Origin of the sequence: Diaphorobacter aerolatus (genome assembly GCF_014489535.1) — a bacterium.
Taxonomy (GTDB): Bacteria; Pseudomonadota; Gammaproteobacteria; order Burkholderiales; family Burkholderiaceae_C; genus Diaphorobacter_A; species Diaphorobacter_A aerolatus.
Genome location: NZ_CP060783.1, coordinates 1,055,227 through 1,075,968, shown reverse-complemented (window position 1 = coordinate 1,075,968; position 20,742 = coordinate 1,055,227). Strand labels below are relative to the sequence as shown.

Annotated in this window: 20 protein-coding genes and 2 pseudogenes; 5 read left to right on the top strand and 17 right to left on the bottom strand. The window is 62.6% G+C overall.

Translation table 11 applies throughout. The annotated features are described in order from the left end of the window. Positions 1–10: 10 nt before the first annotated feature. The 5 genes and pseudogenes from H9K75_RS05025 to cyoA all read right to left on the bottom strand — a co-directional run bounded on the left by H9K75_RS05025 (position 11) and on the right by cyoA (position 4,967). Positions 11–757 carry an SURF1 family protein gene (locus H9K75_RS05025; protein ID WP_226858681.1) on the bottom strand — a complete coding sequence of 249 codons (747 nt, stop codon included), beginning with the start codon at positions 755–757 and terminating at the stop codon, positions 11–13. 73 nt (positions 758–830) lie between these two features. Next, complete coding sequence (cyoD, locus tag H9K75_RS05020; protein ID WP_187724996.1) at positions 831–1,241, bottom strand: cytochrome o ubiquinol oxidase subunit IV; 411 nt, start codon at positions 1,239–1,241, stop codon at positions 831–833. Next, on the bottom strand, positions 1,241–1,858 hold the full coding sequence (cyoC, locus tag H9K75_RS05015) for a cytochrome o ubiquinol oxidase subunit III (protein ID WP_187724995.1): 618 nt from the start codon (positions 1,856–1,858) through the stop codon (positions 1,241–1,243). Before cyoC ends, cyoD begins: the two co-directional genes overlap by 1 nt. Before the next feature lie 21 nt (positions 1,859–1,879). Continuing rightward, positions 1,880–3,890, bottom strand: a pseudogene (gene cyoB, locus H9K75_RS05010) (cytochrome o ubiquinol oxidase subunit I). Positions 3,891–3,917: 27 nt separating this feature from the next. Continuing rightward, a complete protein-coding gene (gene cyoA, locus H9K75_RS05005; RefSeq protein WP_187724994.1) occupies positions 3,918–4,967 on the bottom strand; it encodes a ubiquinol oxidase subunit II in 1,050 nt (349 codons plus the stop codon). A gap of 338 nt (positions 4,968–5,305) precedes the next feature. Between cyoA and H9K75_RS05000 the strand changes: the two genes are divergently transcribed. Further along, complete coding sequence (locus H9K75_RS05000) at positions 5,306–6,640, top strand: MFS transporter (RefSeq protein ID WP_187724993.1); 1,335 nt, start codon at positions 5,306–5,308, stop codon at positions 6,638–6,640. A gap of 840 nt (positions 6,641–7,480) precedes the next feature. Here the strand turns inward: H9K75_RS05000 and tolA are convergent. From tolA to H9K75_RS04955, 9 genes and pseudogenes are all read right to left on the bottom strand, one after another. After that, positions 7,481–8,570 (bottom strand): annotated as a pseudogene (gene tolA, locus H9K75_RS04995) (cell envelope integrity protein TolA). A 42-nt stretch (positions 8,571–8,612) separates the two neighbouring features. After that, positions 8,613–9,041, bottom strand: coding sequence for an ExbD/TolR family protein (locus tag H9K75_RS04990; RefSeq protein WP_187724992.1), 429 nt, complete (start codon positions 9,039–9,041; stop codon positions 8,613–8,615). A gap of 21 nt (positions 9,042–9,062) precedes the next feature. After that, a complete protein-coding gene (tolQ, locus tag H9K75_RS04985) occupies positions 9,063–9,764 on the bottom strand; it encodes a protein TolQ (protein ID WP_187725909.1) in 702 nt (233 codons plus the stop codon). Continuing rightward, complete coding sequence (gene ybgC / locus H9K75_RS04980; protein WP_187725908.1) at positions 9,758–10,189, bottom strand: tol-pal system-associated acyl-CoA thioesterase; 432 nt, start codon at positions 10,187–10,189, stop codon at positions 9,758–9,760. Before ybgC ends, tolQ begins: the two co-directional genes overlap by 7 nt. A gap of 9 nt (positions 10,190–10,198) precedes the next feature. After that, positions 10,199–11,383 (bottom strand): pyridoxal phosphate-dependent aminotransferase, encoded by a 1,185-nt coding sequence (locus H9K75_RS04975; RefSeq protein ID WP_187724991.1) that lies wholly within the window; start codon positions 11,381–11,383, stop codon positions 10,199–10,201. 40 nt (positions 11,384–11,423) lie between these two features. Then, positions 11,424–11,966 (bottom strand): transcription antitermination factor NusB, encoded by a 543-nt coding sequence (gene nusB, locus H9K75_RS04970; protein WP_187724990.1) that lies wholly within the window; start codon positions 11,964–11,966, stop codon positions 11,424–11,426. Continuing rightward, positions 11,963–12,472 (bottom strand): 6,7-dimethyl-8-ribityllumazine synthase, encoded by a 510-nt coding sequence (gene ribH, locus H9K75_RS04965; RefSeq protein ID WP_187724989.1) that lies wholly within the window; start codon positions 12,470–12,472, stop codon positions 11,963–11,965. The genes nusB and ribH overlap by 4 nt, the downstream gene beginning before the upstream one ends. Positions 12,473–12,477: 5 nt before the next feature. Further along, on the bottom strand, positions 12,478–13,599 hold the full coding sequence (ribBA, locus tag H9K75_RS04960) for a bifunctional 3,4-dihydroxy-2-butanone-4-phosphate synthase/GTP cyclohydrolase II (RefSeq protein ID WP_187724988.1): 1,122 nt from the start codon (positions 13,597–13,599) through the stop codon (positions 12,478–12,480). Between the two features lie 300 nt (positions 13,600–13,899). Beyond that, positions 13,900–14,199, bottom strand: coding sequence for a 2Fe-2S iron-sulfur cluster-binding protein (locus H9K75_RS04955; RefSeq protein WP_187724987.1), 300 nt, complete (start codon positions 14,197–14,199; stop codon positions 13,900–13,902). Positions 14,200–14,223: 24 nt separating this feature from the next. On the opposite strand from H9K75_RS04955, the gene H9K75_RS04950 reads away from it, so the two are divergent. Then, on the top strand, positions 14,224–14,400 hold the full coding sequence (locus H9K75_RS04950) for a hypothetical protein (protein ID WP_187724986.1): 177 nt from the start codon (positions 14,224–14,226) through the stop codon (positions 14,398–14,400). On the opposite strand, the gene H9K75_RS04945 is transcribed toward H9K75_RS04950, so the two are convergent. After that, positions 14,389–14,745: a hypothetical protein gene (locus H9K75_RS04945; protein WP_187724985.1), complete on the bottom strand. Its 357-nt coding sequence runs from the start codon at positions 14,743–14,745 to the stop codon at positions 14,389–14,391. The two genes, H9K75_RS04950 and H9K75_RS04945, sit on opposite strands and share 12 nt — an antisense overlap. Before the next feature lie 83 nt (positions 14,746–14,828). Here H9K75_RS04945 and H9K75_RS04940 point away from each other — a divergent pair, with 83 nt between their 5' ends. The 3 genes from H9K75_RS04940 (at position 14,829) to H9K75_RS04930 (ending at position 19,730) form a co-directional block, all read left to right on the top strand. Next, the gene (locus H9K75_RS04940) at positions 14,829–15,746 is read left to right on the top strand and encodes an SDR family NAD(P)-dependent oxidoreductase (protein ID WP_187724984.1); all 918 of its coding nucleotides are present in this window, start codon (positions 14,829–14,831) and stop codon (positions 15,744–15,746) included. 184 nt (positions 15,747–15,930) lie between these two features. Further along, on the top strand, positions 15,931–17,466 hold the full coding sequence (gshA, locus tag H9K75_RS04935; protein WP_187724983.1) for a glutamate--cysteine ligase: 1,536 nt from the start codon (positions 15,931–15,933) through the stop codon (positions 17,464–17,466). After that, positions 17,463–19,730 (top strand): FUSC family protein, encoded by a 2,268-nt coding sequence (locus H9K75_RS04930; protein ID WP_187724982.1) that lies wholly within the window; start codon positions 17,463–17,465, stop codon positions 19,728–19,730. The genes gshA and H9K75_RS04930 overlap by 4 nt, the downstream gene beginning before the upstream one ends. Here the strand turns inward: H9K75_RS04930 and H9K75_RS04925 are convergent. Together H9K75_RS04925 and H9K75_RS04920 are read right to left on the bottom strand one after the other, a co-directional pair. Then, positions 19,712–20,305 carry a hypothetical protein gene (locus tag H9K75_RS04925; RefSeq protein WP_187724981.1) on the bottom strand — a complete coding sequence of 198 codons (594 nt, stop codon included), beginning with the start codon at positions 20,303–20,305 and terminating at the stop codon, positions 19,712–19,714. The two genes, H9K75_RS04930 and H9K75_RS04925, sit on opposite strands and share 19 nt — an antisense overlap. A gap of 74 nt (positions 20,306–20,379) precedes the next feature. Next, entirely contained in the window at positions 20,380–20,643 is a 264-nt protein-coding gene (locus H9K75_RS04920; protein ID WP_187724980.1) for a helix-turn-helix domain-containing protein, read from the bottom strand. Between the last annotated feature and the right edge of the window lie 99 nt (positions 20,644–20,742).

Below are 20,742 nucleotides of genomic sequence, written 5' to 3'. Positions count from 1 at the left end.
TGTCGCCAAATCAGGCGTCGGACGCTGGCCCGGGGACTTCTTGCTCGTCTTTCCTGCGCTCGTGCCGCACGACCAGCCACGCAGCGATCAGCACCATGAACGCGAGGCCATACCAGGTGAAGATGTAGACCGCGTGGCTGTTGTGAAACTTCACCACCGTCATGCCGCCGCGTGGCCACGGGCCCTGCACGGCGGGCATGGGCGCGTCGGCGTTGACATTGACGCGAATGTCGGGGATGCCCTGATCGACGAAGTAGGGCGCGACGCGTGCCAGACCCATGGCCGCACCGATGGCCGACACGTCGCGCGAGTGCCATTTGTCGTTGGCCGCATCATTGCTGCGCAGAAAGCCGCCGCCGGGCTCGCTCATGCGCAGCAGTCCCTGCACGCGCACCGGCGCATTGGCCGCGACGGGCTCGATGCTGGCGCGCGATTTTTCGGGCACGAAGCCGCGATTGACGAGCACCTGCGAGCCATCGGCGCGCTCAAGCGGCGTCATCACCCAGAAGCCCGCGCCGAGTCCGGTCAGCGCCTGCGAGAGCACCGTTTTGTCGGCGAGCCAGCGGCCTTCGAGGACCACGGGCTGGTACTCGTATTCTTCGGCGCTGATGGGCTCATCGGCCTTCGTCGGCGCTGCGACCGGCGTGGCATGCAGACGCTGCTCCACGCGTTCCATGAGATCGAGCTTCCACGCGCGGCGCTGCACCTGCCAAGTGCCGAGCGCGAGAAAGCCAAAAAACAAGGCGATGCCCACCATCGTGAGAATCGCCTTGGTAATGACAGAGCGCCTGCGGGCGCCCTGCGAGCCGACCTGTACCGTCAAGGTGAGGTCAAGGAGAGTGGTGGGCCGGAGCGCTCTGCGTCGCTGGTGCATCCGGCATCACGTGCTGCGGCATCATGTTGGTGTTCATGTGGAACATCACCCAGAGTGTGCCGGCAATGCCGATGGCCACGAAGATGATCGTGAAGATCGTGGACAGCATGGTCCAGCCGCCTTCGATCTTGCCGTTCATGTGCAGGAAGAAGATCATGTGGACGATGATCTGCACCACGGCAAAGCCGCCAAGCACCAGCACGGCCGTGGAGCGGTCGCTGATGACGTTGCCCATGACCAGCCAGAACGGAATCGCCGTGAGGATGATCGAGAGGATGAAGCCGGTCATGTAGCCCGAGAAGGTGCTGTGCGGGCCTTCATCGTGATCGTCGTGATGATGATCGGCGTGGTTGTGTGCTGCACTCATCAGAGCACCCCCATCAGATAAACGAATGTGAAGACGCCGATCCAGACCACGTCCAGAAAGTGCCAGAACATCGACAGGCACATCAGGCGGCGGTTGTTGGCGGGGTTGAGTCCGTGCTTGGAGATCTGGATCATCAGCGTGATCAGCCAGATCAGGCCGAACGTGACGTGGATACCGTGCGTGCCCACCAGCGTGAAGAACGACGAGGTGAACGCGCTGCGGGTCGGGCCCGCGCCCTCGTGGATCATGTGCTGGAATTCGTAGAGTTCGACGCACAGGAACGCGAGGCCGAACAGACCCGTGATCGCGAGCCACAGCAGCGTGCCGCTCCGCTTGTTCTGCTGCTTTTGCAGCATGGCAAAGCCGAAGGTGATCGACGACAGCAGCAGGAAGGCCGTGTTGATCGCCACGAGGGACAGATCGAACAGTTCCTTGCCGGTCGGGCCGGCGGCGTAGTTGCGACCGAGCACGCCATAGGTGGCGAACAGCGCGGCGAAGATCAGGCAGTCGCTCATCAGATAGAGCCAGAAGCCCAGAGCGGTGCCGTTTTCGGGATGGGGCTCGTGCGCGAGGTGGTAGTCGCGCTGGCCCAGTGCGGCGGTATGAGTATTGGACATTTTTTTGAATCTCCGCCTTATTTATGCATGGCTTGCACGGGCAAGCTCCTGCGTGCGAAGTTCTTCCGTGCGGGCCACCTCGGCTGCGGGAATGTAGTAGTCACGCTTGTAGTTGAACGTATGGATGATCGATGCGAGCACGGTGGCGGCAAACGATGCAATCGCCAGAGGCCACATGTGCCAGATCAGCGCAAAGCCCAGAAGGGTGGAGAGCGCTCCGATCACCACGCCGGCGCCGGTGTTGGCGGGCATGTGGATCGGCGCGAAGCCGGAGAGCGGGCGCTTGTAGCCGTGCTTCTTCATGTCCGTCCAGGCGTCGATTTCGTGGACCACGGGCGTGAACGCGAAGTTGTACTGCGGCGGGGGCGAGGAGGTCGCCCACTCCAGCGTGCGGCCATCCCATGGATCGCCGGTCTCGTCACGCAGCTTGTCGCGGTGCAGGTAGCTCACGAACAATTGAATGAAGAAGCAGCCGATGCCCGCAGCAATCAGGGCAACCCCGAAGGCGGCGATGATGAACCAGATCTGCAGCGACGGGTCCTCGAAGTGGTTGGCACGGCGCGTCACACCCATCAGACCGAGGATGTACAGCGGCGTGAACGCCACCCAGAAGCCCACCAGCCAGAACCAGAACGAGGCCTTGCCCAGAACTCGTTCAGGCGGTAGCCGAACGCCTTGGGATACCAGTAGTTGATGCCCGCGAACACGGCGAACACCACGCCGCCGATGATCACGTTGTGAAAGTGCGCGATCAGGAACAGCGAGTTGTGCAGCACGAAGTCGGCCGGTGGCACGGCCAGCAGCACGCCGGTCATGCCGCCGATGGCGAAGGTGACCATGAAGCCGATGGTCCACAGCATCGGCACCGTGAAGCGGATGCGGCCACGGTACATGGTGAACAGCCAGTTGAAGATCTTCGCGCCCGTCGGGATCGAGATGATCATCGTCGTGATGCCAAAGAAGGTGTTCACGCTCGCACCCGAGCCCATCGTGAAGAAGTGGTGCAGCCACACGAGGTAGGAAAGAATCGTGATACAGACCGTCGCGTAGACCATCGAGGTGTAGCCGAACAGGCGCTTGCGCGAGAACGTGGCGACGATTTCCGAGAACACGCCGAAGCACGGCAGGATCAGGATGTAGACCTCGGGGTGGCCCCAGATCCAGATCAGGTTCACGTAGAGCATCGGGTTGCCGCCGAAGTCGTTCGAGAAGAAGTGCGTGCCGACATAGCGGTCCAGCGACATCAGCACGAGCGCAGCGGTCAGCACCGGGAACGAGGCAACGATCAGCGCATTGGTGCACAGCGCGGTCCACGTGAAGACCGGCATCCGCATCAGGTTCATGCCGGGGGCGCGCATCTTGATGATCGTGACGATCAGGTTGATGCCCGAGAGCGTCGTGCCCACACCGGCGACCTGAAGTCCCCATATGTAGTAGTCCAGTCCCGTGCTTCCGCTCTGGTGTCCCAGGTTGGAGAGTGCCAGCCAGCCGCTAGTGGAGAACTCGCCAAGGAACAGCGAAATCATCACGAGGATGGCGCCGCCCGTGGTCATCCAGAAGCTGAAGTTGTTGAGGAACGGGAACGACACGTCGCGCGCGCCGATTTGCAGCGGCACCAGATAGTTCATCAGGCCGGTCACGAACGGCATCGCCACGAAGAAGATCATGATCACGCCGTGGGCGGTGAAGATCTGGTCGTAGTGGTGCGGTGGCAGATAGCCGAGGTTCTCGCCGAAGGCCATCGACTGCTGGAGTCGCATCATCACCGCATCGGCAAAACCGCGCACTAGCATGACCACGCCGAGGACCATGTACATGATGCCGATCTTCTTGTGATCGATCGAGGTGAGCCAGTCTCTCCAGAGCGGCCCCAGAGCCGGAATTTGGTCAGGCCCGCGAGCATGACGAGGCCGCCCAGCAGCACGGCGATGAAGGTATAGAGCACGATGGGCTCGTGCGTCATGGGAATCTGGTCCCATGTGATGCGGCCAAGCAGCCAGTGGGCCGCAGGGGTGGTTTGATCAGACACCATTTGTTGAGTCTCTTTGGGTTCTCTTCGTTACTGCACCGCAGCCGTGGATGATGGCGCGCGCTGCGAATCGAGCAGGGCGACGACGCTGTCGGCATTCTTGACGGTGCACACGTCCTGCGGCAGGTTCAGACCTGCGGCCTTGAGGTAGGCCTCGCCGCCCATTTCGTCGATGGCCATCATGTGGTGCATGCACATCTTGCCCTCTTCGACGCAGCGGTTCAGCACCTTGTTGTACAGCTCCGGATCGAGCGACGAGAAACGCTCTACCGGGTTGCGCTCGCTCGGTTTGGCAAGGTTCAGGTAGGTGGCCGGATCGAGCGGCTTGCCCTCGGTCTTCGCCTGAGCGACCCACTTGGCGTAGTCCTCGTCGGTCATGCCCTTGAACTTGAAGTTCATGCCGGCAAAGCCGGCGCCGCTGTAGTGCGAGGACATGCCCTTGAACTCGCCCGCCTTGTTGATCACGGCGTTCAGCTCGGTCTGCATTCCGGGCATGGTGTAGATCATGCCGGCCAGATCGGGAACGTAGAACGCGTTCATCGTGTTGGCGGACGTGAGCTTGAAGAGAATCGGGCGATCCACCGGAGCGGCCACTTCGTTGACCGTCGCGATGCCTTCCTCGGGATAGAAGAACAGCCACTTCCAGTCGAGCGACACCACCTGGATTTCCAACGGCTTGACGTTCGGATCCACCGCCTTGGTGGCCGAAATGCGGTCCAGCGGGCGATAAGGATCGAGCTTGTGGGTGCTGATCCATGTCAGCGCGCCCAGCGCAATGACGATCAGCAGCGGAACGGTCCAGATCACCAGTTCGAGGCTGGTGGAATGGTGCCATTCGGGCTCATAGAGCGCTTCGGTGTTGGACTGGCGGTATTTCCAGGCGAACAGCAGCGTCAAGATGATCACCGGAACAATGATGACGAGCATCAGCAACGTGGCTGTGATCACCAGTTGTCCCTGCTGGGCAGCGATATCGCCGGCCGGATTGAGCACGACGGCGTTGCTGCAACCCGTGAGAAAGGCTGTCAAAGCTGCCGCGACTAGCCATGCCGGGCTGCGGGTTTCCTTGGTTTTGGACATGCTTGGAATGGACAAAGTCGCGCACACAGGGTTTGCCCCCTCGGTGTTAACGCGGATTACTGAATAAGCGAGACTGTAATCCCGATACCAAAGATGTCGAGTGGACAATTTGTCCAATATCAAGCGCGACAAGGACTTAGGACCGGTTTGTCACCCTAAAATAGCAAAAGACTGACAAATATCTAGGGTTTTGCACTCGGGTTTGCCTGTGTTTATGGACTTTTGACGCCTAAACTGCGGGTATAGAACTGCACGAGGTTCCGGATTTCTGGCGATGACCACGAGCATCGCCGACCGCGAACCTGGCAAAAAATGTCAGATGGACAAGGAGTTTCTTGATGAGCAGCGGTTCCGTAGCCTATACCGCGCCACGCGTTGAAGATGCCAATTCTCTTTCGCGTGCGCACACGGATGAGGACGTCACACCCAATGAAATCGCTGTCGGCGTGATCATCGGGCGTTCGTCCGAGTATTTCGACTTTTTCGTATTCGGTATCGCCTGCGTACTGGTATTTCCGTTCACCCTGTTTCCGTTTTTGTCGCGCCTGGATGGAACGCTGATGTCGTTCGCGATCTTCGCGCTGGCGTTTATCGCGAGACCGGTCGGCACCGCCATCGGCATGGCCGTTCAGCGACGCTGGGGGCGCGGCACCAAGCTGTCGATTGCGATGCTCACGCTTGGCGTGTGCACCGTGGGCATGGCGTTTCTGCCCAACTACGCGGCCGTGGGTTCTACGGCCATCGTGGTGCTGATCGTGCTGCGCATCGGCCAGGGCCTCGCGCTCGGCGGGTCGTGGGACGGACTGCCGTCGCTGCTCGCCATGGGCGTGCCCAAGGACAAGCGCGGCTGGTACTCGATGATCGGCCAGCTCGGCGCGCCGCTCGGCTTCATCATCGCGGCCGCTTTGTTTGCCTATCTGTACAGCAGCCTGCCGGTCAGCGAGTTCCTCGATTGGGGCTGGCGCTATCCGTTCTTCGTCGCGTTCGCGATCAACGTGGTGGCGCTGTTCGCGCGCCTGCGTCTGGTGGTGGGACAGTCGTATGCCGATGCGCTGCAGGCCCGTGAACTCGAGCCCGTGAGCGTGACCGAGGTGATGAGCGCGGAAGGTGGCAACGTGCTGCTCGGCGCGTTCGCCGCGCTTGCGAGCCTTGCGCTGTTCCATCTGGTGACGGTGTTCCCGCTTTCGTGGATCTCGATGTACTCCGAGCAGTCCATGGTCGACGTGCTCAATGTGCAGATGGTGGGCGCGGTGTTTGCCGCCGGTGCCATCGTGATCTCGGGCACGCTTGCCGACAAGGTGGGTCGTCGCAATCTACTCGGCACCATGGCGGTGCTGATCGGCGTGTTCAGCCTGGCCGCTCCGTTCCTGCTGGGCGCGGGCTCCACGGGCAACAACATCTTCATTCTGGTGGGCTTCATCCTGCTGGGTCTGTCGTATGGCCAGTCATCGGGCACGGTGACCAATAATTTCTCCAGCCACTTCCGCTACACCGGTGCGGCCCTGTCCAACGATCTGGCCTGGTTGATCGGCGCGGCCTTCGCGCCACTGGTGGCGCTCGGGCTGTCGGCGAAATTCGGACTGATGGCCGTGTCGCTATACCTGCTGTCGGGTGCCGTCTGCACGCTGCTGGCGCTGCGCATCAACCGCGTGCTGGAGCAGCGCGAGGCGTGATGAGAGTGTTCTCAAGGCACTGAGAACAGAAGGGGCGTCAATGGACGTCCCTTTTTTTTGCGCGAGCGCCGCACCACCCTCACCCCAGCCCTCTCCCGCCAGCGGGCGAGGGAGAAGATGTGGGGAGCGCGCGGTTCGAATCTGCTCTGTCGTTCAGCGATTGATTTGTCGAACGACACCATGTGCGCTGTGGCGTTCATCTCCCTCTCCACCACTTGTGGGGGAGAGGGCAAGGGTGAGGGGCTACGGCGCTTGTTCATTCAGCCATCCTTGTAGCGAGCTCAGCACCACCCTCACCCCAGCCCTCTCCCGCCAGCGGGCGAGGGAGAAGATGTGGGGAGCGCGCGGTTCGAATCTGCTCTGTCGTTCAGCGATTGATTTGTCGAACGACCCCATGTGCGCTGCGGCATTCATCTCCTTCTCCACCACTTGTGGGGAGAGGGTAGGGGTGAGGGGGCTGCGGCGCTTGTTCATTCAGCCATCCTTGTAGAGAGTTCAGCACCACCCTCACCCAGCCTTCTCCCGCCAGCGGGCGAGGGAGAAGATGCGGGGAGCGCGCGGTTCGAATCTGCTCTGTCGTTCAGCGATTGATTTGTCGAACGACACCATGTGCGCTGCGGCGTTCATCTCCCTCTCCACCACTTGTGGGGAGAGGGCAGGGGTGAGGGGGTACGGCGCTTGTTCATTCAGCCATCCTTGTGTAGCGAGCTCACCACCACCCTCACCCCAGCCCTCTCCCGCCAGCGGGCGAGGGAGTGAAGGCGGAGCGGGGCGTCTGATGGGTCAGGCACATCCAATCAAAACGGGGCCCCGTTTTGTTCGCTCATGATGAGCCGTCGATCAGTCGTTCGGCCTGAACCCGATGCTGAGCGATGAGGGCACGCGGCCATCGGTGTCCTTGGGCAAGGTGTCGGTCTTTTCGAGCGCTCGCAGCACGGCTTGATCCCATGCGGGGTTGCCGCTGGATTTGACGAGGCGTGTGCCGACAATCGTGCCGTCCGGCGACGCACGCACTTCGACCTCGGCGCGCGGGTTGCCCGAGATCGCGTCGGGGAACACGATGTTCGGGCGCACCTTGGCTGCCACCTTGCCTGCATAGCCCGCAGAGGGACCACCCGAACCGGAACCGCTGCTGCTGCCGCCGGGTCCGGCATTGTGCGTGGCACTGCCGGTCGCACCGGCCATGCCCTGCATGCGCCGCAGGTTTTCCGCGCGCTGGGCGTCTGCCGCCTTGGCTGCGGCGGCGTCGGCCTTGCGCTTGTCTTCGGCCGCCTTCTTCTTGTCGGCCTCGGCCTTGGCAGCTTTTTCGGCCTTCTCGGCTTTTTCCTTGCGATCCTTTTCGGCCTGTTCCTTCTTTTCCTTTTCGCGTTCGAGCTGCTGGTCCTTGCGCTCCTTCTCGCGCTCGGCCTTTTCCTTTTCGGCCTTGTCCTTTTTCTGCTGTTCGAGCTTCTCGCGCTTTTGTTCCTCAAGCCGCTCCTTGCGGTCTTCTTCGGCTTCCTTGCGCTCCTTTTCCTTGCGCTCTTTCTCAAGCTGCAATTGCTGCTGGCGCTTCTTTTCCTTTTCTTCTTCCTCGCGCTTTTTCTTGCGCTCAAGCGCAATGTCGGCGTCGCGCGTGTCGGGCTGGACCTGCGGTTTGGGCGGCGGAGGAGGAGGTGGTGGAGGGGCGGCGGCGGAGTGGGTCTCGGCTCCGGCTTGGGATCGGGCGGCGGTGGGGGGGTGACGGTTCGACCGCGCGCGGTGCGGCCTGCTGCGGCAACGCGGCCCAGAGTTCCGCTTCCGATGCGGGCGCATCGGACGATTTCTTCCAGTTGATTCCCCACGTGAGCGCGCCGATCAGCACGGCGTGGGCCAGCACGGCGAGTGCGACTGCGCGCATCCGTCCGGGAGGACGGGGCGGGGCAAATTGGTCGCGTTCTTTGATGGATTGCATTCAGCGATTGAGCGGCTATACCTTGCTTGCTTGCTGGATCGGTCAGTTGCCGGACGATTTCACGGTGAGGCCGACGCGCTCGACGCCTGCGCGCTGCAGCGCATCCATCGCCTTCATCACCGATTCATAGTTCACCGACTTCTCGGCCGTGATCAGCACGGGCGTTCCCTCTTCCTGCTCCTTCTGCCAGGTGCGCGCTGCGCTGCCAAGTGCCTGAAGCGACAGCGCGCGCTCATTGCCATCGGTCTTGAGCGTGACGCCTCCGTCTTTTTGCACGATCACCTGACCGAAGGTCTTGGGCGTCTTGGCACCTTTGCCAACCGACGGCACGTTGACCGAACTCGGGGTCATCATGGGCGCGGTGACCATGAAGATGATCAGCAGCACGAGCATGACGTCGATGAACGGAACCATGTTGATCTCGTTCATGGAGCGACGACGCGAGCCGCCTCGGGAAGCCATTACGGGCATGTTCTTCTGCTCCTTGGTGCTTCAGTGGCCCGACGACGAACCTGGCTGGCCGCCAAGGTTGCGCTGCAGGATGTTGGAGAACTCTTCGATGAAGGTTTCCTGATGCGTGGCCACGCGGTCGATGTCGCGTGCAAAACGGTTGTAGGCGATCACCGCAGGAATGGCGGCGAACAGGCCAATGGCGGTCGCCACCAGCGCTTCGGCAATGCCCGGAGCAACGGTGGCGAGCGTCACCTGTTCCATGCCGGCAAAGCCAGTGAACGCGTGCATGATCCCCCACACCGTGCCGAACAGGCCGACGTAGGGGCTGACCGAGGCGACGGAGCCAAGGAAAGACAGGCTCGATTCGATCACGTCCATCTCGCGCTGGAAGCTCGCGCGCATCGCGCGGCGTGCGCCGTCGAGCAGCGTGCCGGGGTCGCTGATGCGGCGCTCGCGCAGCTTCTGGTATTCGCGCATGCCGCTGGCGAAGATGCGCTCCATCGGTCCGGCCTGCTTGGCGTTCTGCGCGGCGCTCGCATAGAGATCATTGAGACTGTTGCCCGACCAGAAGTCGCGCTCGAAATCCTCGTTGAGTTCCTTCACGCGTTTGAGCGCAAAGAGTTTGCGAAAGATGGCCGCCCAGCTTGCGACGGACACGCCGAGCAGCAGGACCATGACGATTTGAACCACCCAGCTGGCATTGAGCACCAGGCTCGCGATGGACATGTCTTGATTCATGATTTGAGTTGTTCCAAAAGAGTGCCGGGAATACGCGAAGGGCGCATGTGAGCGGCGTCCACCCAGCCGATGCGGATGGACGCTTCACACAGCAAAGACAGGGGAGAAGAAGAAGTTACCTGATTCATCTGCGCTGGCTTGAGGAGCGCCTTCTGTTCTATTGTTAACGATGCTTTGCCCATTTCGCTGACCGCGGCAGTAACAATCAGTTCATCGTCGAGCCGCGCGGGCCGGTGATAACGCAGATTGGCACCGGTTACGACAAACATTCCGCCAGTTTGTTCCCGCATGTCGTGCTGCCCGAAACCGAGCGAGCGCAGCCATTCGGTGCGGGCGCGCTCGAAGAATTTCAGGTAGTTGGCATAGAACACGATGCCACCGGCGTCCGTGTCCTCCCAATAGACTCTCACGGGCCATTCGAATGCCATATCCATGGTTCAGCCGATGAGCTGCTTGAGGCGTGCGACCGCCTCCTGCAATTGCGCCATTGAATTGGCGGTCGAAAAACGCACGAAGCGGCCCGTGTCCGCGATGCCGAAATCGCGGCCCGGCGTGATCGCCAAATGCGCGCGCTTCATCAGCTCGAATGCAAAGTCCCAGCTCCCATCGACGCCGAGTCTTTGCGCGGCCTGCGTGCAGTCTGCCCACGCGTAGAACGCGCCATCGGGCATCACGGGCACGTTCAGTCCCAACTCGTTGAGCGCGGGAATGAAGTAGTCGCGGCGCGCCTTGAATTGCGCACGGCGCTGCTCGTATTCGTTGATGCTGTCGGGCTCGAAGCAGGCGAGGGCGGCGTGTTGCGAGATCGTGCTCGCGCAGATGAACAGGTTCTGCGCGAGGCGCTCGACCACGGGCACCATGGCTTCGGGCACGACCATCCAGCCCAGACGCCAGCCGGTCATGTTGAAGTACTTGCTGAAGCTGTTGATGCTGATGATGTCGTCATCGATTGCCAGCGCCGACTGGCCGAATGCCTCGTCATACGAGAGCCCAAGGTAGATCTCGTCGATGATGGTGATGCCGCCGCGTTCCTTGACCACCTTGTGGATGCTGCGCAGCTCATCGGGCGCAATCGAGGTGCCGGTCGGGTTGGAGGGCGAGGCGAGCAGCACGCCGCGCGTGCGTTCGCCCCAGGCCGCCTCGACCTTGGCCGCGCTCAACTGGTAGCGCTCCTGCGCGGTGGTCGGAATCAGCACCGCCGTGCCTTCTGCCGCGCTCACGAAGTGACGGTTGCAGGGGTAGCTCGGGTCGGGCATGAGGATCTCGTCGCCGCGCTCGATCAACGCGAGACAGGCCAGTTGCAGCGCCGCCGAGGCGCCCGCCGTCACGACGACGCGTTGCGCGGGAACGTTCACGCCAAAGCGATCACGGTACCACTGGCTGATTTTCTCGCGCAGCGCTTCAAGGCCGAGCGCGTTCGTGTACTGCGTGATGCCGGCGCGCACGGCGCGGTCCGCCGCTTCCTGCACCAACGGCGGCGCGGTGAAGTCGGGTTCGCCGATGTTCAGGAAGATCATCGGGCTGTTCGTGCCGGCCACGTCACGGGCCAGTGCCTGGGCGGCCTTGGCCACCTCCATCACGTAGAACGGTTCGATCTTTTCTGCGCGTGTCGAAAATTTCATTGCTGTTCGTATTCGCTGTTCGGTTCGCGGCCGCGCCCGGTCAGGCTTCGTCGCCGGAACCGTCTGCCGCTGGCCTGGCCTTGTCGGCGGCCACTTCGGTCGCGCGCAACTGCGGCGCCAGGCCGTTGAGCACGCCGTTCACGTACTTGTGGCCGTCGGTGCCGCCAAATTCCTTGGCCAGCTCGATGCATTCGTTGAGCACCACGCGCCACGGCACGTCGATGCAATTCTGGAACTCGTAGACGCCGATCCACATCACCGCATGCTCGATGGGCGAAATTTCCGAGAGCTTGCGATCGAGCTTGGGCTCGATCAGCCTGTCGAGGTCGGCGGCGGTGCTGATGCAGCCATGCAACACGGCATCGTAGTGCGCGACGTCGGCCTTGTGAAAGCCAGCGAGATCGCGGGTGAACAGGTCGATGTCGCTCGCATCGTTGCCGCTCAGAATGTGCTGGTACAGCGCCTGCAGCACGAATTCACGCGCGCGGCTGCGCCCCGACTTGGACGCTGCCTTGCGGGCTCCGGTACTCGTCGTGCCGGTGCGTGGCTGGCGTGGCGGGCGGGGTTTGTTGAGTTCGCTCATTCGGCATCTCCGTTCATGAGGATGTCCATGTCGTCGTCGTTGATCGTGAGTTCGGACACGAGTTGCGCCATTTCAACCGCGACGCGCGCGGCATCGGTACCTTTTTCGGTTCGGCGGGCCATGGCCTGCTCGAGATTTTCGGTGGTCAGGATGGCGTTCGCGATCGGCAGATCGAAGTCGAGACCCACGCGCGTCACGCCAGCGCCCGATTCATTGGCAACGAGTTCGAAGTGATAGGTCTCGCCGCGAATGATGCAGCCGAGCGCGATCAGTGCATCGTGCTCGCCGCGATTGGCGAGCGTCTGCAACGCCAGCGGCACTTCGAGCGCGCCGGGTACGGTGACGTGGTCGATGTCGTTGGCGTCCACGCCAAGCGCGACGAGTTCCTTGAAACAAGCGTCGAACAGGGCATTGGTGATGCCTTCGTTGAATCGGGCCTGCACGATGCCGATGGTGAGGCCCGAGCCGTCCAGTTGAGGTTGCTTGCCTTTTTCTGCGCCTTGCATAGTGTTCAGTCCTTGGGGATGTATCCGGTGATTTCGAGGTCATAGCCCGCCATGCTGGGCATGCGGCGCGGCTGGCCGAGCAGTTGCATCTTCTTGACGCCCACTTCGCGCAGGATCTGCGCGCCCACGCCATAAGTGCGCAGGTCCATGCGACCGCGCTCCGGCGCATGGGCGGCGCGCGCCGTGCCGTCGAACTGTTCGAGCAGTTGCTCGCCGCTTTCGCCACAGTTCAGCAGCACGGCCACGCCCTGACCGTCGCGGGCGATGTATTCGAGGCTCGGTTGCAGACCCCAGGAGTGCATCGAGCGGTTGATCTCCAGCGCGTCGAGCACCGACAGCGGCTCGTGCACGCGCACGGGGATGGCCTGGTCTTCGTTCCACGAGCCCATCACCAGCGCGATGTGCACGGCGTTGCTCGTGGCTTCGTGGAAGGCATGCGCGGTGAACGTGCCGAAGGCGGTCTGCAACTCGCGTTCGCTGACCTTTTGCACCAGCGATTCGTGGCGGCTGCGGTACTGGATGAGATCGGCAATCGTGCCGATCTTCAGGCCGTGTTCGGCGGCGAAGAGTTGCAGATCGGGCAGGCGCGCCATCGTGCCGTCGTCCTTCATCACTTCGCAGATCACGGCAGCGGGCGTGCAGCCGGCCATGGCCGCCAGGTCGCAACCGGCTTCGGTATGACCGGCGCGCATCAGCACGCCGCCATCGACGGCCTGCAGCGGGAAGATGTGACCGGGCTGCACCAGATCGGCGGCCCTGGCATGCGGCGCGACGGCGGCCTGCACGGTGCGTGCGCGGTCGGCTGCGGAAATGCCGGTGGTCACGCCTTCAGCGGCCTCGATGGAGGCGGTGAAGGCCGTGCCCATCTTGGTGCCGTTGCGCGGCACCATCGGCGGCAGATTCAGGCGCTCGCAGCGGTCGCGGGTGAGCGTCAGGCAGATCAGGCCACGGCCATACCGGGCCATGAAGTTGATCGCATCGGGCGTCACGTGATCGGCGGCCAGCACCAGGTCGCCTTCGTTTTCACGGTCTTCTTCATCCACCAGGATGACGATGCGGCCAGCGCGCATCTCGGCCACGATCTCTTCAACGGAGGAAACCGGCGCGGGCGTGAGGGGGGAATTCATGCGGGGCTTTCGATTGGGGGGTGCGCCGTGCGTCCTGCTGGGCAACGCCTGTCCGAGCGGCGGGCCATGCGGTTTTCTGCTGACTGCAATGGCCGAGAAATCCTCGTCGGCTGCAGCAGAACGTGCCCGTTGAGGGCGGCCCCTAAAGAACATGCGATGCGGCCAGCGGGCCGCCCGGTCAAGGAACGCATCACGTCCCGAAGCCTGCGATTTTAGACCACTGTCGCAGCGCTTTGCTGGCAACGTGCCGAAATGAAATCAGCGCCCGTGCCGGAACGCCTGCCCAGCGCGCGTTCCGGCTCAGATCGACGAGTTCTCGATGGTCAGATCGCTCGTCGGGTAGGCGCAGCAGGGCAGCACCCAGCCCTCGGCCTTTTCTTCGGGTGACAGGCCCGGCCATTCGATTTCGTAGCGCACCGTGCCCGCGCTCAGAAAACCGATGCAGGTGCGGCAGGTACCGTTGCGGCAGGAGCTTGGCCAGTCGACGCCGCCTTGCTCAAGCGAGACGAGCAGCGGCTGCTCGGGCCACGCGTCCACCTGGGTGCCGTCGTCCCCCACTTTGGCGATGAAGAACGGGATGGCATGGGAGGGTTGGCTCATGGCTGAAGGCGGGAGAGAAAATTGGTGCTGAATCAAGAAATCGATGCGGCGGCGCATGGCGCATCGGCGGACGTGATCTTAGCGTCGTCAGACGCGGTGAACGTGCCGGGGCTGCCCAAATATTCGGCAAGGCAAGGCATGGCCTTTGAAATCAATCACTTAGCATGCCATTGCAGCGATTGCCGGGAGTTATCCCCATGATTGTCCAAGGAAGATTGGGATAACCGCACGCGACCTGCACGGAAATTGGGCACCGGGGAAGAAGTCATTTGAAATCAATGGCTTGGCCATTCGATACAGGCCAGTTTCGGTCTTATCCACAGGATTGTGCAGCGTTTTCAGGGACAACCCGACCGACACCGTGCCTAAAAAATGTGCGGTGGAATGTGACTTCTTGTAAATCAACGACTTACGATTCGAATCCTGACCATGTCCTTGGTTATCCACATGGTTGTTCAGCCAATCAATGGATAACCCCCGGCTCGGCGCGTCTGTAGCCCACGCGACTTCAAATCGTGGCTGACGAGCCGATTGGCGTACTAACATGCGGTGCCGCCTCGGTGGCTCCTGCGGCTGGCCCCGCCGCTGCACGACATCATCCATATCTAAATCTGTACAGGAGAACATTCATGGCGATTCGCTTTGACGGCCAGGTGGCCATCGTGACCGGGGCTGGTGGCGGGCTTGGCAGGCAGCACGCGCTGGCCTTGGCCGCCCGTGGTGCGAAGGTGGTGGTCAACGATCTGGGCGGAGCGGTGGATGGCAGTGGCGGCTCGGTGTCCGCCGCCGAGGCCGTGGCGGCGGAGATTCGCGCCGCTGGTGGCGAAGCCATCGCGAATGGCGCGTCGGTGACCGATTTCGAGGCTGTGCAGGCCATGGTCCGGCAGGCCATCGACACCTGGGGCCGCGTGGATATTCTCGTGAACAATGCCGGCATCCTGCGCGACAAGTCGTTCGCCAAGATGGACATGGCCGATTTCCGGCTGGTCGTGGATGTGCACCTGATGGGCGCCGCCAACTGCTGCAAGGCGGTGTGGCCGCACATGATCGAACAGAAGTACGGTCGTATCGTGATGACGACCTCGTCCACCGGGCTCTACGGCAACTTTGGCCAGACCAACTACGGCGCGGCCAAGCTCGCTCAGGTCGGGCTGATGCAGACCCTGGCGCTGGAAGGCGCAAAGTACGGTATCCAGGTCAACGCGCTCGCGCCGACCGCGCATACGCGCATGACCGAAGGGCTGTTGCCGCAGGAGGTGCTCGACGCGCTCGCGCCCGAGTCCGTCGTGCCCGCGATGCTGGTGCTGGCGCACGAGAGCGCTCCCACGCGCACCATTCTGCTCGCGGGTGCGGGTTCGTTCGAGGCCGCATACATCACCATGACCGAGGGAATACATCTGGGCGCTGGTGCCGACGTGCCCGAGCGCCTGGCCGCACACCTGGCCAGCGTCACCGATCGCCACAACGATCAGGTGCCGCCCAATGGCTCGGCGCAGGGCTCGCACGAGTTCGCCAAGGCGATGGCCGCCGCTGGACGTGGGCGCTGACGCGCTCGGCTCATGGCAGGAGGGCGTGGGGCGCGCGTCTTTCTTCCTACCTCATTTCCGGAAACCGCTGCGCCTGGCGGGCGGTTTCCCCGAATCAAAAAAAAGGCGTTGATGGCATTTTCGGCACGCTGCGGCACTCCGTGCTAAGTTCCACCCCCACACCAGTGATCGAAGCGCATACACAATGACAAACCAACTGCAACAGCACCTCGCCAGCCTCTCCAGGGAGCGGTTGGCGGGCATGCGTAGAGGCATTGAAAAAGAGGGGTTGCGGGCTCTGCCCACCGGCGCTCTGGCATTGACACCTCATCCGCGTGGATTGGGTTCGGCCCTGACGAATCCGCACATCACCACCGACTTCAGCGAATCGCAACTGGAACTGATCACCGGCGTGCAGCCGAGCGTGCAGCAATGCCTCGACGAACTTGGTGAAATTCACCAGTTCGTTCACCGCGTGCTCACCACGCAGTGCGACAAGGAATTGTTCTGGTCGTCGAGCATGCCAAGCCTGTTGCCGACCGATGAGACGATTCCGCTGGGTCGCTACGGACTGTCCAACTCGGGTCGCTCCAAGAGCGTGTACCGCATGGGCCTTGGTCACCGCTACGGCCGCCGCATGCAGACGATCTCGGGCATTCACTACAACTGGTCGCTGCCCGGCGTGACGAGTGAAGAGTACTTCGGCCTTATCCGCAATTTTCGCCGTCACGCATTCGTTCTGCTGTATCTGTTCGGCGCCTCGCCCGCGTTGTGCCCGAGTTTCGTTGCAGGCCGCGAGCATGCCTTGCAGCCGCTGGGCAACGGCAAGCGCGCGCTCTATCTGCCACATGCCACGTCGCTGCGCATGGGGCGTCTGGGCTACCAGAGCGACGCGCAGGCCACGCTTGCGGTGAGCTACAACGGTCTTGAAGGCTATGCGAATTCGCTGCACGAGGCGCTCACGCGGCCCTATCCGGCCTACGAGCAGATCGGCATCCGCAACCCGGGCGGCGAATACAACCAGTTGGGCACCAGCCTGCTGCAGATCGAAAACGAGTTCTACGGCACCATCCGCCCCAAGCGCACCACGAAAAGCGGCGAGCGTCCTCTGCACGCGCTGCGCGAGCGCGGCGTTGAATATGTCGAGGTGCGGCTGATGGATCTCGATCCGTTCGAGTCCGTCGGCATCGACGCCGACACCATGCGCGTGCTCGACGTGTTTCTGCTGCATTGCCTGTACTCCGAGAGCCCGCCCGACACGCCCGAAGAAATCGCCGAACTCAAGAACAACCAGCATCTGACCGCCGAGCGCGGACGTGAGCCCGGCTTGCAGTTGAAGCGCGGCGGCAAGGAGATCGCGCTCGCCGACTGGGGCCTGCAGGTGCTCCGGGAGTGCGAGCCGATTGCGGCGGCGCTCGACGCGGCCGAGGGATCGCAGGCGCACATAGACGCACTGCGCAAGGCCGAGCAGCGATTCCATGCGCCCGACAGCACGCCATCGGCCCATGTGCTGCGTGAGCTGAGCGACAAGTACGGCAACGACTTCATCGCTTATGCGCGCGAGCGTTCCCAACTGGCGCGCGAGGAACTGATGGCACGCCCATGGTCCGACGAGCAGCAGCAGCGCTATGTGGCCATGGCCGAGAAATCGGTGGCCGCGCAGACCGCAATCGAAGAGGCGGATGACATGCCGTTCGAGGCCTGGCGCGAGCGCTACATGTCGGTGGAGCAACTGGGATGATCCTGCCGGCAGCGCGCGGTACACGCGTTGCCATACAACAGCACGCGAAGGCGGCGCTGCGTGGCCTGCTCAACTACTACATGACCAACGGCTATGCCGTGGCGCTGGGGTATCTGCTGATCTCCGCTGGCGTCGGGCTGGTGCTTGGCACCAGTGCCGGGGCGGCTGCGGCGCTGGGCGCGGTAGTCACCATCCCGCCCGATCTGGCCGGGCCGCGCAGGGGCAAATTCCGCCAGATGATTCCCGCGCCGATCATCGGCGTGCCGCTGTTCTTCGCGGTGCAGATGCTGCACAGCTCGCCGCTGGAGCTGGGCATTCTGATCGTGGTGAGCACCTTCGTCGTGTTCCTTGCCATGGCGTGGGGAAAGCGGGGCGCGCCCATCGCCATCGCGCTGATGTTCGCGATGATTTTCTCGCTGGCCGTGCCGCCGCACGAAGAGGTCAAGCGACTCACGGCAGCCCTGCAGATGACGGGCATCTTCGCGCTGGGCGCGTTCCTGTACGTGCTCTATTCATGCGTGGTGCACCGCTGGCTCAATCCGCGCTACCGCGTCCAGTTCATCGCCGACACGCTGTTGTCGCTCGCCGATCTCATGCGGCTGCAGGCCCGCCAGTTCGGAGCGGACACGGCCGAGACGCGCAGCGAAGCGTCCGGCGGCCTCATCAGTCGGCTGCTCGCGCGCCAGGCGGCGCTGGCCGACCAGATCCAGTCCACGCGCGACGTGGTGTTCGAGTCGCCCGACACGCCGCCGCGCCAGCGCCTGGCCGCGATGCTGCTGCACGTGCTGGACATGCGCGACCACATGATCGCGTGCGCGCTCGATCTCGACACCCTGAAGCAACACGCGGGCCACCACACCGTGCTCGGGCAGATGCACGACATGCTGATCCTGCTCGCGAACGAGACCGATCAGCTCGCCGATTTCATGCTGTTCGCGCGCAGGCCGCCGCGTCCCATGGACTATCGCGCGCGGCTTGAAAACCTGCGCTGGGCGGTGGATGACGATGCGATGGACAGCGATCCGAACCGGATCATCACGTCGCGCAATCCCAGTCCCGACGCGCTCGTGCACTCGCTGGCGGATCGCATTGCGAACCTGAACGACGAGGTGCTGCGCCTGTATGCGCTTGCACGTGGCGAGGCGCAGCCGAATCTGGCGGCGGTGCGGGCCAGCTGGCATCTGTTCGTGAGCCCGGTGTCCTGGTCGCTCAAGCCGTTCTACTCGCTGTGGAACTGGGGTGCCCCGGCGCTGCGCCACGCGGTGCGCGCGGCGCTCGCGATTGCAACGGCGTATCTCATATCGCTGCTATTGCCCTGGGGCACGCATGAATACTGGATTTTCCTGACCATCGTGGTCGTGTTGCGCGGCAGCCTTGCCCAGACGCTTGAGCGCCGCAATCTGCGTGTCGGCGGCACCTTGCTGGGCTGCGTGCTGGCCTTGTCGATTCTGTCGCTGCATCCCGGCTATCTCGCGCTGATTCTGTGCCTGACCGTCGCGCAATCGGTGGCGCACGGGCTGGCGCTGCGCAAATATCTCTACACCGCCGTCGCCGCGACGGTGCTGGGCCTGATCCAGGCGCACATGATCAGCGCGTCGTCGAGCACCGTGTTCGCGCTGTTCGAGCGCACGGTGGACACCTTGCTCGGCGCGGGCATCGCCTGGCTTTTCTCGTATGTGCTGCCGTCATGGGAGCGCTCGCAGATTCCGGGACTGGTGCGCCGCGTCGTCAAATCGCAGATCGATCACGTGCGCACGGCGCTCGATCTGGCGCAACTCGACGCGGTGGACAACGCACCCGAACTGAACTGGCGACTCGCGCGCAAGGACGCCTACGACAGCCTGACCGCACTGGTGCTGGCCGCCGAACGCTCCCTCAAGGAACCGCGCGCCGTGCGCCCGCCGCTACAGCCGCTTGAGCTGCTTCAGGCCCATGCCTACCAGATGCTCGCGCAGCTCACGGCGGTCAAGAGCCTGCTGCTGCTGCGTCGCGGAAGCCTTCCGGGCGAGCGGCTCGAATTGCCGCTGCGGCGCGCCAGCGAACGCATGATCAATCTGCTCTCGGGCAAGGAAGTCATCATCGAGACGGTGGACGCCGATGAGCCCGCGCAGCCGGTGCGCGAGCCCACGCTGGCTCCCGGCCCCGAGCAGGTTCCGCAGGCCTGGGATGCCGATCTGATGCCGTGGCTTGAGCGACGGCTGGAGCAGGCCATCCTGCTCGCCGCGCAGGTGCGCAAGGACGCGGATCAGTTGCTTGGCAAGTAGGGCCTGTTCACCCGACGCACTGGTATTGCGTTGTGCGGTCTTGGGATGGGACTCTCTGGCTTCGATGAGTGCCCAGCTTCTACGGGGGATATGATCACATGAGACCTGACAACCCTGGGGATCCCGGCAGTTGGTTGACGCTGGGAAGCGAATTGCGCCGGAAGCAGTACGCCTTTCGAGAGTAGTTCACGCGACAAATCTACATCTTTGACTGCCCAATGGGTGCGCGGCGATTCCCAACTACCCAGGTCAAGCTCAGCCCCCATCGACCACAATTCTTCGTTCGTCAAGAACTTGGGGAGGTTGATAAATTCATAGTCGACGCGCACTTCCATACGATTCGACCTTTTGCTTACCCCTGTAATTCTTCCAAACTTCGGTGCCTTCCCCACACCTTCTTCGTAAGCAAAAACCGATGGGATTCTCATCAGCTCCGCTGCGCTGGCTTCATCCAACGAGCCAAATCTTTCTGTAATCGCGGCATCCGTGTACTCGCGCACACAACGACTTAGCGCAAAGTTAGTCGGTTGACCGGACCAACCGTTTTCATCTGCAGTTACCAGCAAGTTGAACATAACTCCCATCCTTTCCAACACTCTAACCCAGCCTCGCCTAGGACCAGAGTGCAAGTTGGCAGGCGGGATGCCTTCTAGTCACTGACCTTCGTCACGCTGACAGACCTATCAAGCAACTGGTCAAGAACTATCCCCGGTTTCGTGCTGCAAGCTTGGCACCACCTCGCATACAGAAGAACGTCCACGAAATTCTCTCCCCGCTCAAGCTTCGAAACATAGGACTGACCCACCCCAAGCGCATCGGCCATCTGCAGTTGCGTCAGCCCGGCTTTGACGCGCACCGCGCGCAACAGCGCGCGCAGGTCATCGTAGTTCGCGTGGTAAAGAGAGGCAGACATGCCCCGCATGATTTATTCTCAATCGGAATAGTCGTAACACGACTTTATTGAGCTACGATGCGCCCCTGGTTGCGGCGTGGTGCCGCCATCGTTAACAGG

What these genes read in the sequence shown, in the direction of transcription:
- ribBA (WP_187724988.1), bottom strand. Translation starts at nt 13,599, where the DNA reads ATGAATTCCCCCCTCACGCCCGCGCCGGTTTCCTCCGTTGAAGAGATC.
- cyoD (WP_187724996.1), bottom strand. Translation starts at nt 1,241, where the DNA reads ATGAGTGCAGCACACAACCACGCCGATCATCATCACGACGATCACGAT.
- gshA (WP_187724983.1), top strand. Translation starts at nt 15,931, where the DNA reads ATGACAAACCAACTGCAACAGCACCTCGCCAGCCTCTCCAGGGAGCGG.
- nusB (WP_187724990.1), bottom strand. Translation starts at nt 11,966, where the DNA reads ATGAGCGAACTCAACAAACCCCGCCCGCCACGCCAGCCACGCACCGGC.
- H9K75_RS04940 (WP_187724984.1), top strand. Translation starts at nt 14,829, where the DNA reads ATGGCGATTCGCTTTGACGGCCAGGTGGCCATCGTGACCGGGGCTGGT.
- cyoC (WP_187724995.1), bottom strand. Translation starts at nt 1,858, where the DNA reads ATGTCCAATACTCATACCGCCGCACTGGGCCAGCGCGACTACCACCTC.
- cyoA (WP_187724994.1), bottom strand. Translation starts at nt 4,967, where the DNA reads ATGTCCAAAACCAAGGAAACCCGCAGCCCGGCATGGCTAGTCGCGGCA.
- H9K75_RS05000 (WP_187724993.1), top strand. Translation starts at nt 5,306, where the DNA reads ATGAGCAGCGGTTCCGTAGCCTATACCGCGCCACGCGTTGAAGATGCC.
- H9K75_RS04945 (WP_187724985.1), bottom strand. Translation starts at nt 14,745, where the DNA reads ATGTTAGTACGCCAATCGGCTCGTCAGCCACGATTTGAAGTCGCGTGG.
- H9K75_RS04920 (WP_187724980.1), bottom strand. Translation starts at nt 20,643, where the DNA reads ATGTCTGCCTCTCTTTACCACGCGAACTACGATGACCTGCGCGCGCTG.
- H9K75_RS04955 (WP_187724987.1), bottom strand. Translation starts at nt 14,199, where the DNA reads ATGAGCCAACCCTCCCATGCCATCCCGTTCTTCATCGCCAAAGTGGGG.
- ybgC (WP_187725908.1), bottom strand. Translation starts at nt 10,189, where the DNA reads ATGGCATTCGAATGGCCCGTGAGAGTCTATTGGGAGGACACGGACGCC.
- H9K75_RS04990 (WP_187724992.1), bottom strand. Translation starts at nt 9,041, where the DNA reads ATGCCCGTAATGGCTTCCCGAGGCGGCTCGCGTCGTCGCTCCATGAAC.
- H9K75_RS05025 (WP_226858681.1), bottom strand. Translation starts at nt 757, where the DNA reads ATGGTGGGCATCGCCTTGTTTTTTGGCTTTCTCGCGCTCGGCACTTGG.
- ribH (WP_187724989.1), bottom strand. Translation starts at nt 12,472, where the DNA reads ATGCAAGGCGCAGAAAAAGGCAAGCAACCTCAACTGGACGGCTCGGGC.
- H9K75_RS04975 (WP_187724991.1), bottom strand. Translation starts at nt 11,383, where the DNA reads ATGAAATTTTCGACACGCGCAGAAAAGATCGAACCGTTCTACGTGATG.
- H9K75_RS04930 (WP_187724982.1), top strand. Translation starts at nt 17,463, where the DNA reads ATGATCCTGCCGGCAGCGCGCGGTACACGCGTTGCCATACAACAGCAC.
- H9K75_RS04925 (WP_187724981.1), bottom strand. Translation starts at nt 20,305, where the DNA reads ATGTTCAACTTGCTGGTAACTGCAGATGAAAACGGTTGGTCCGGTCAA.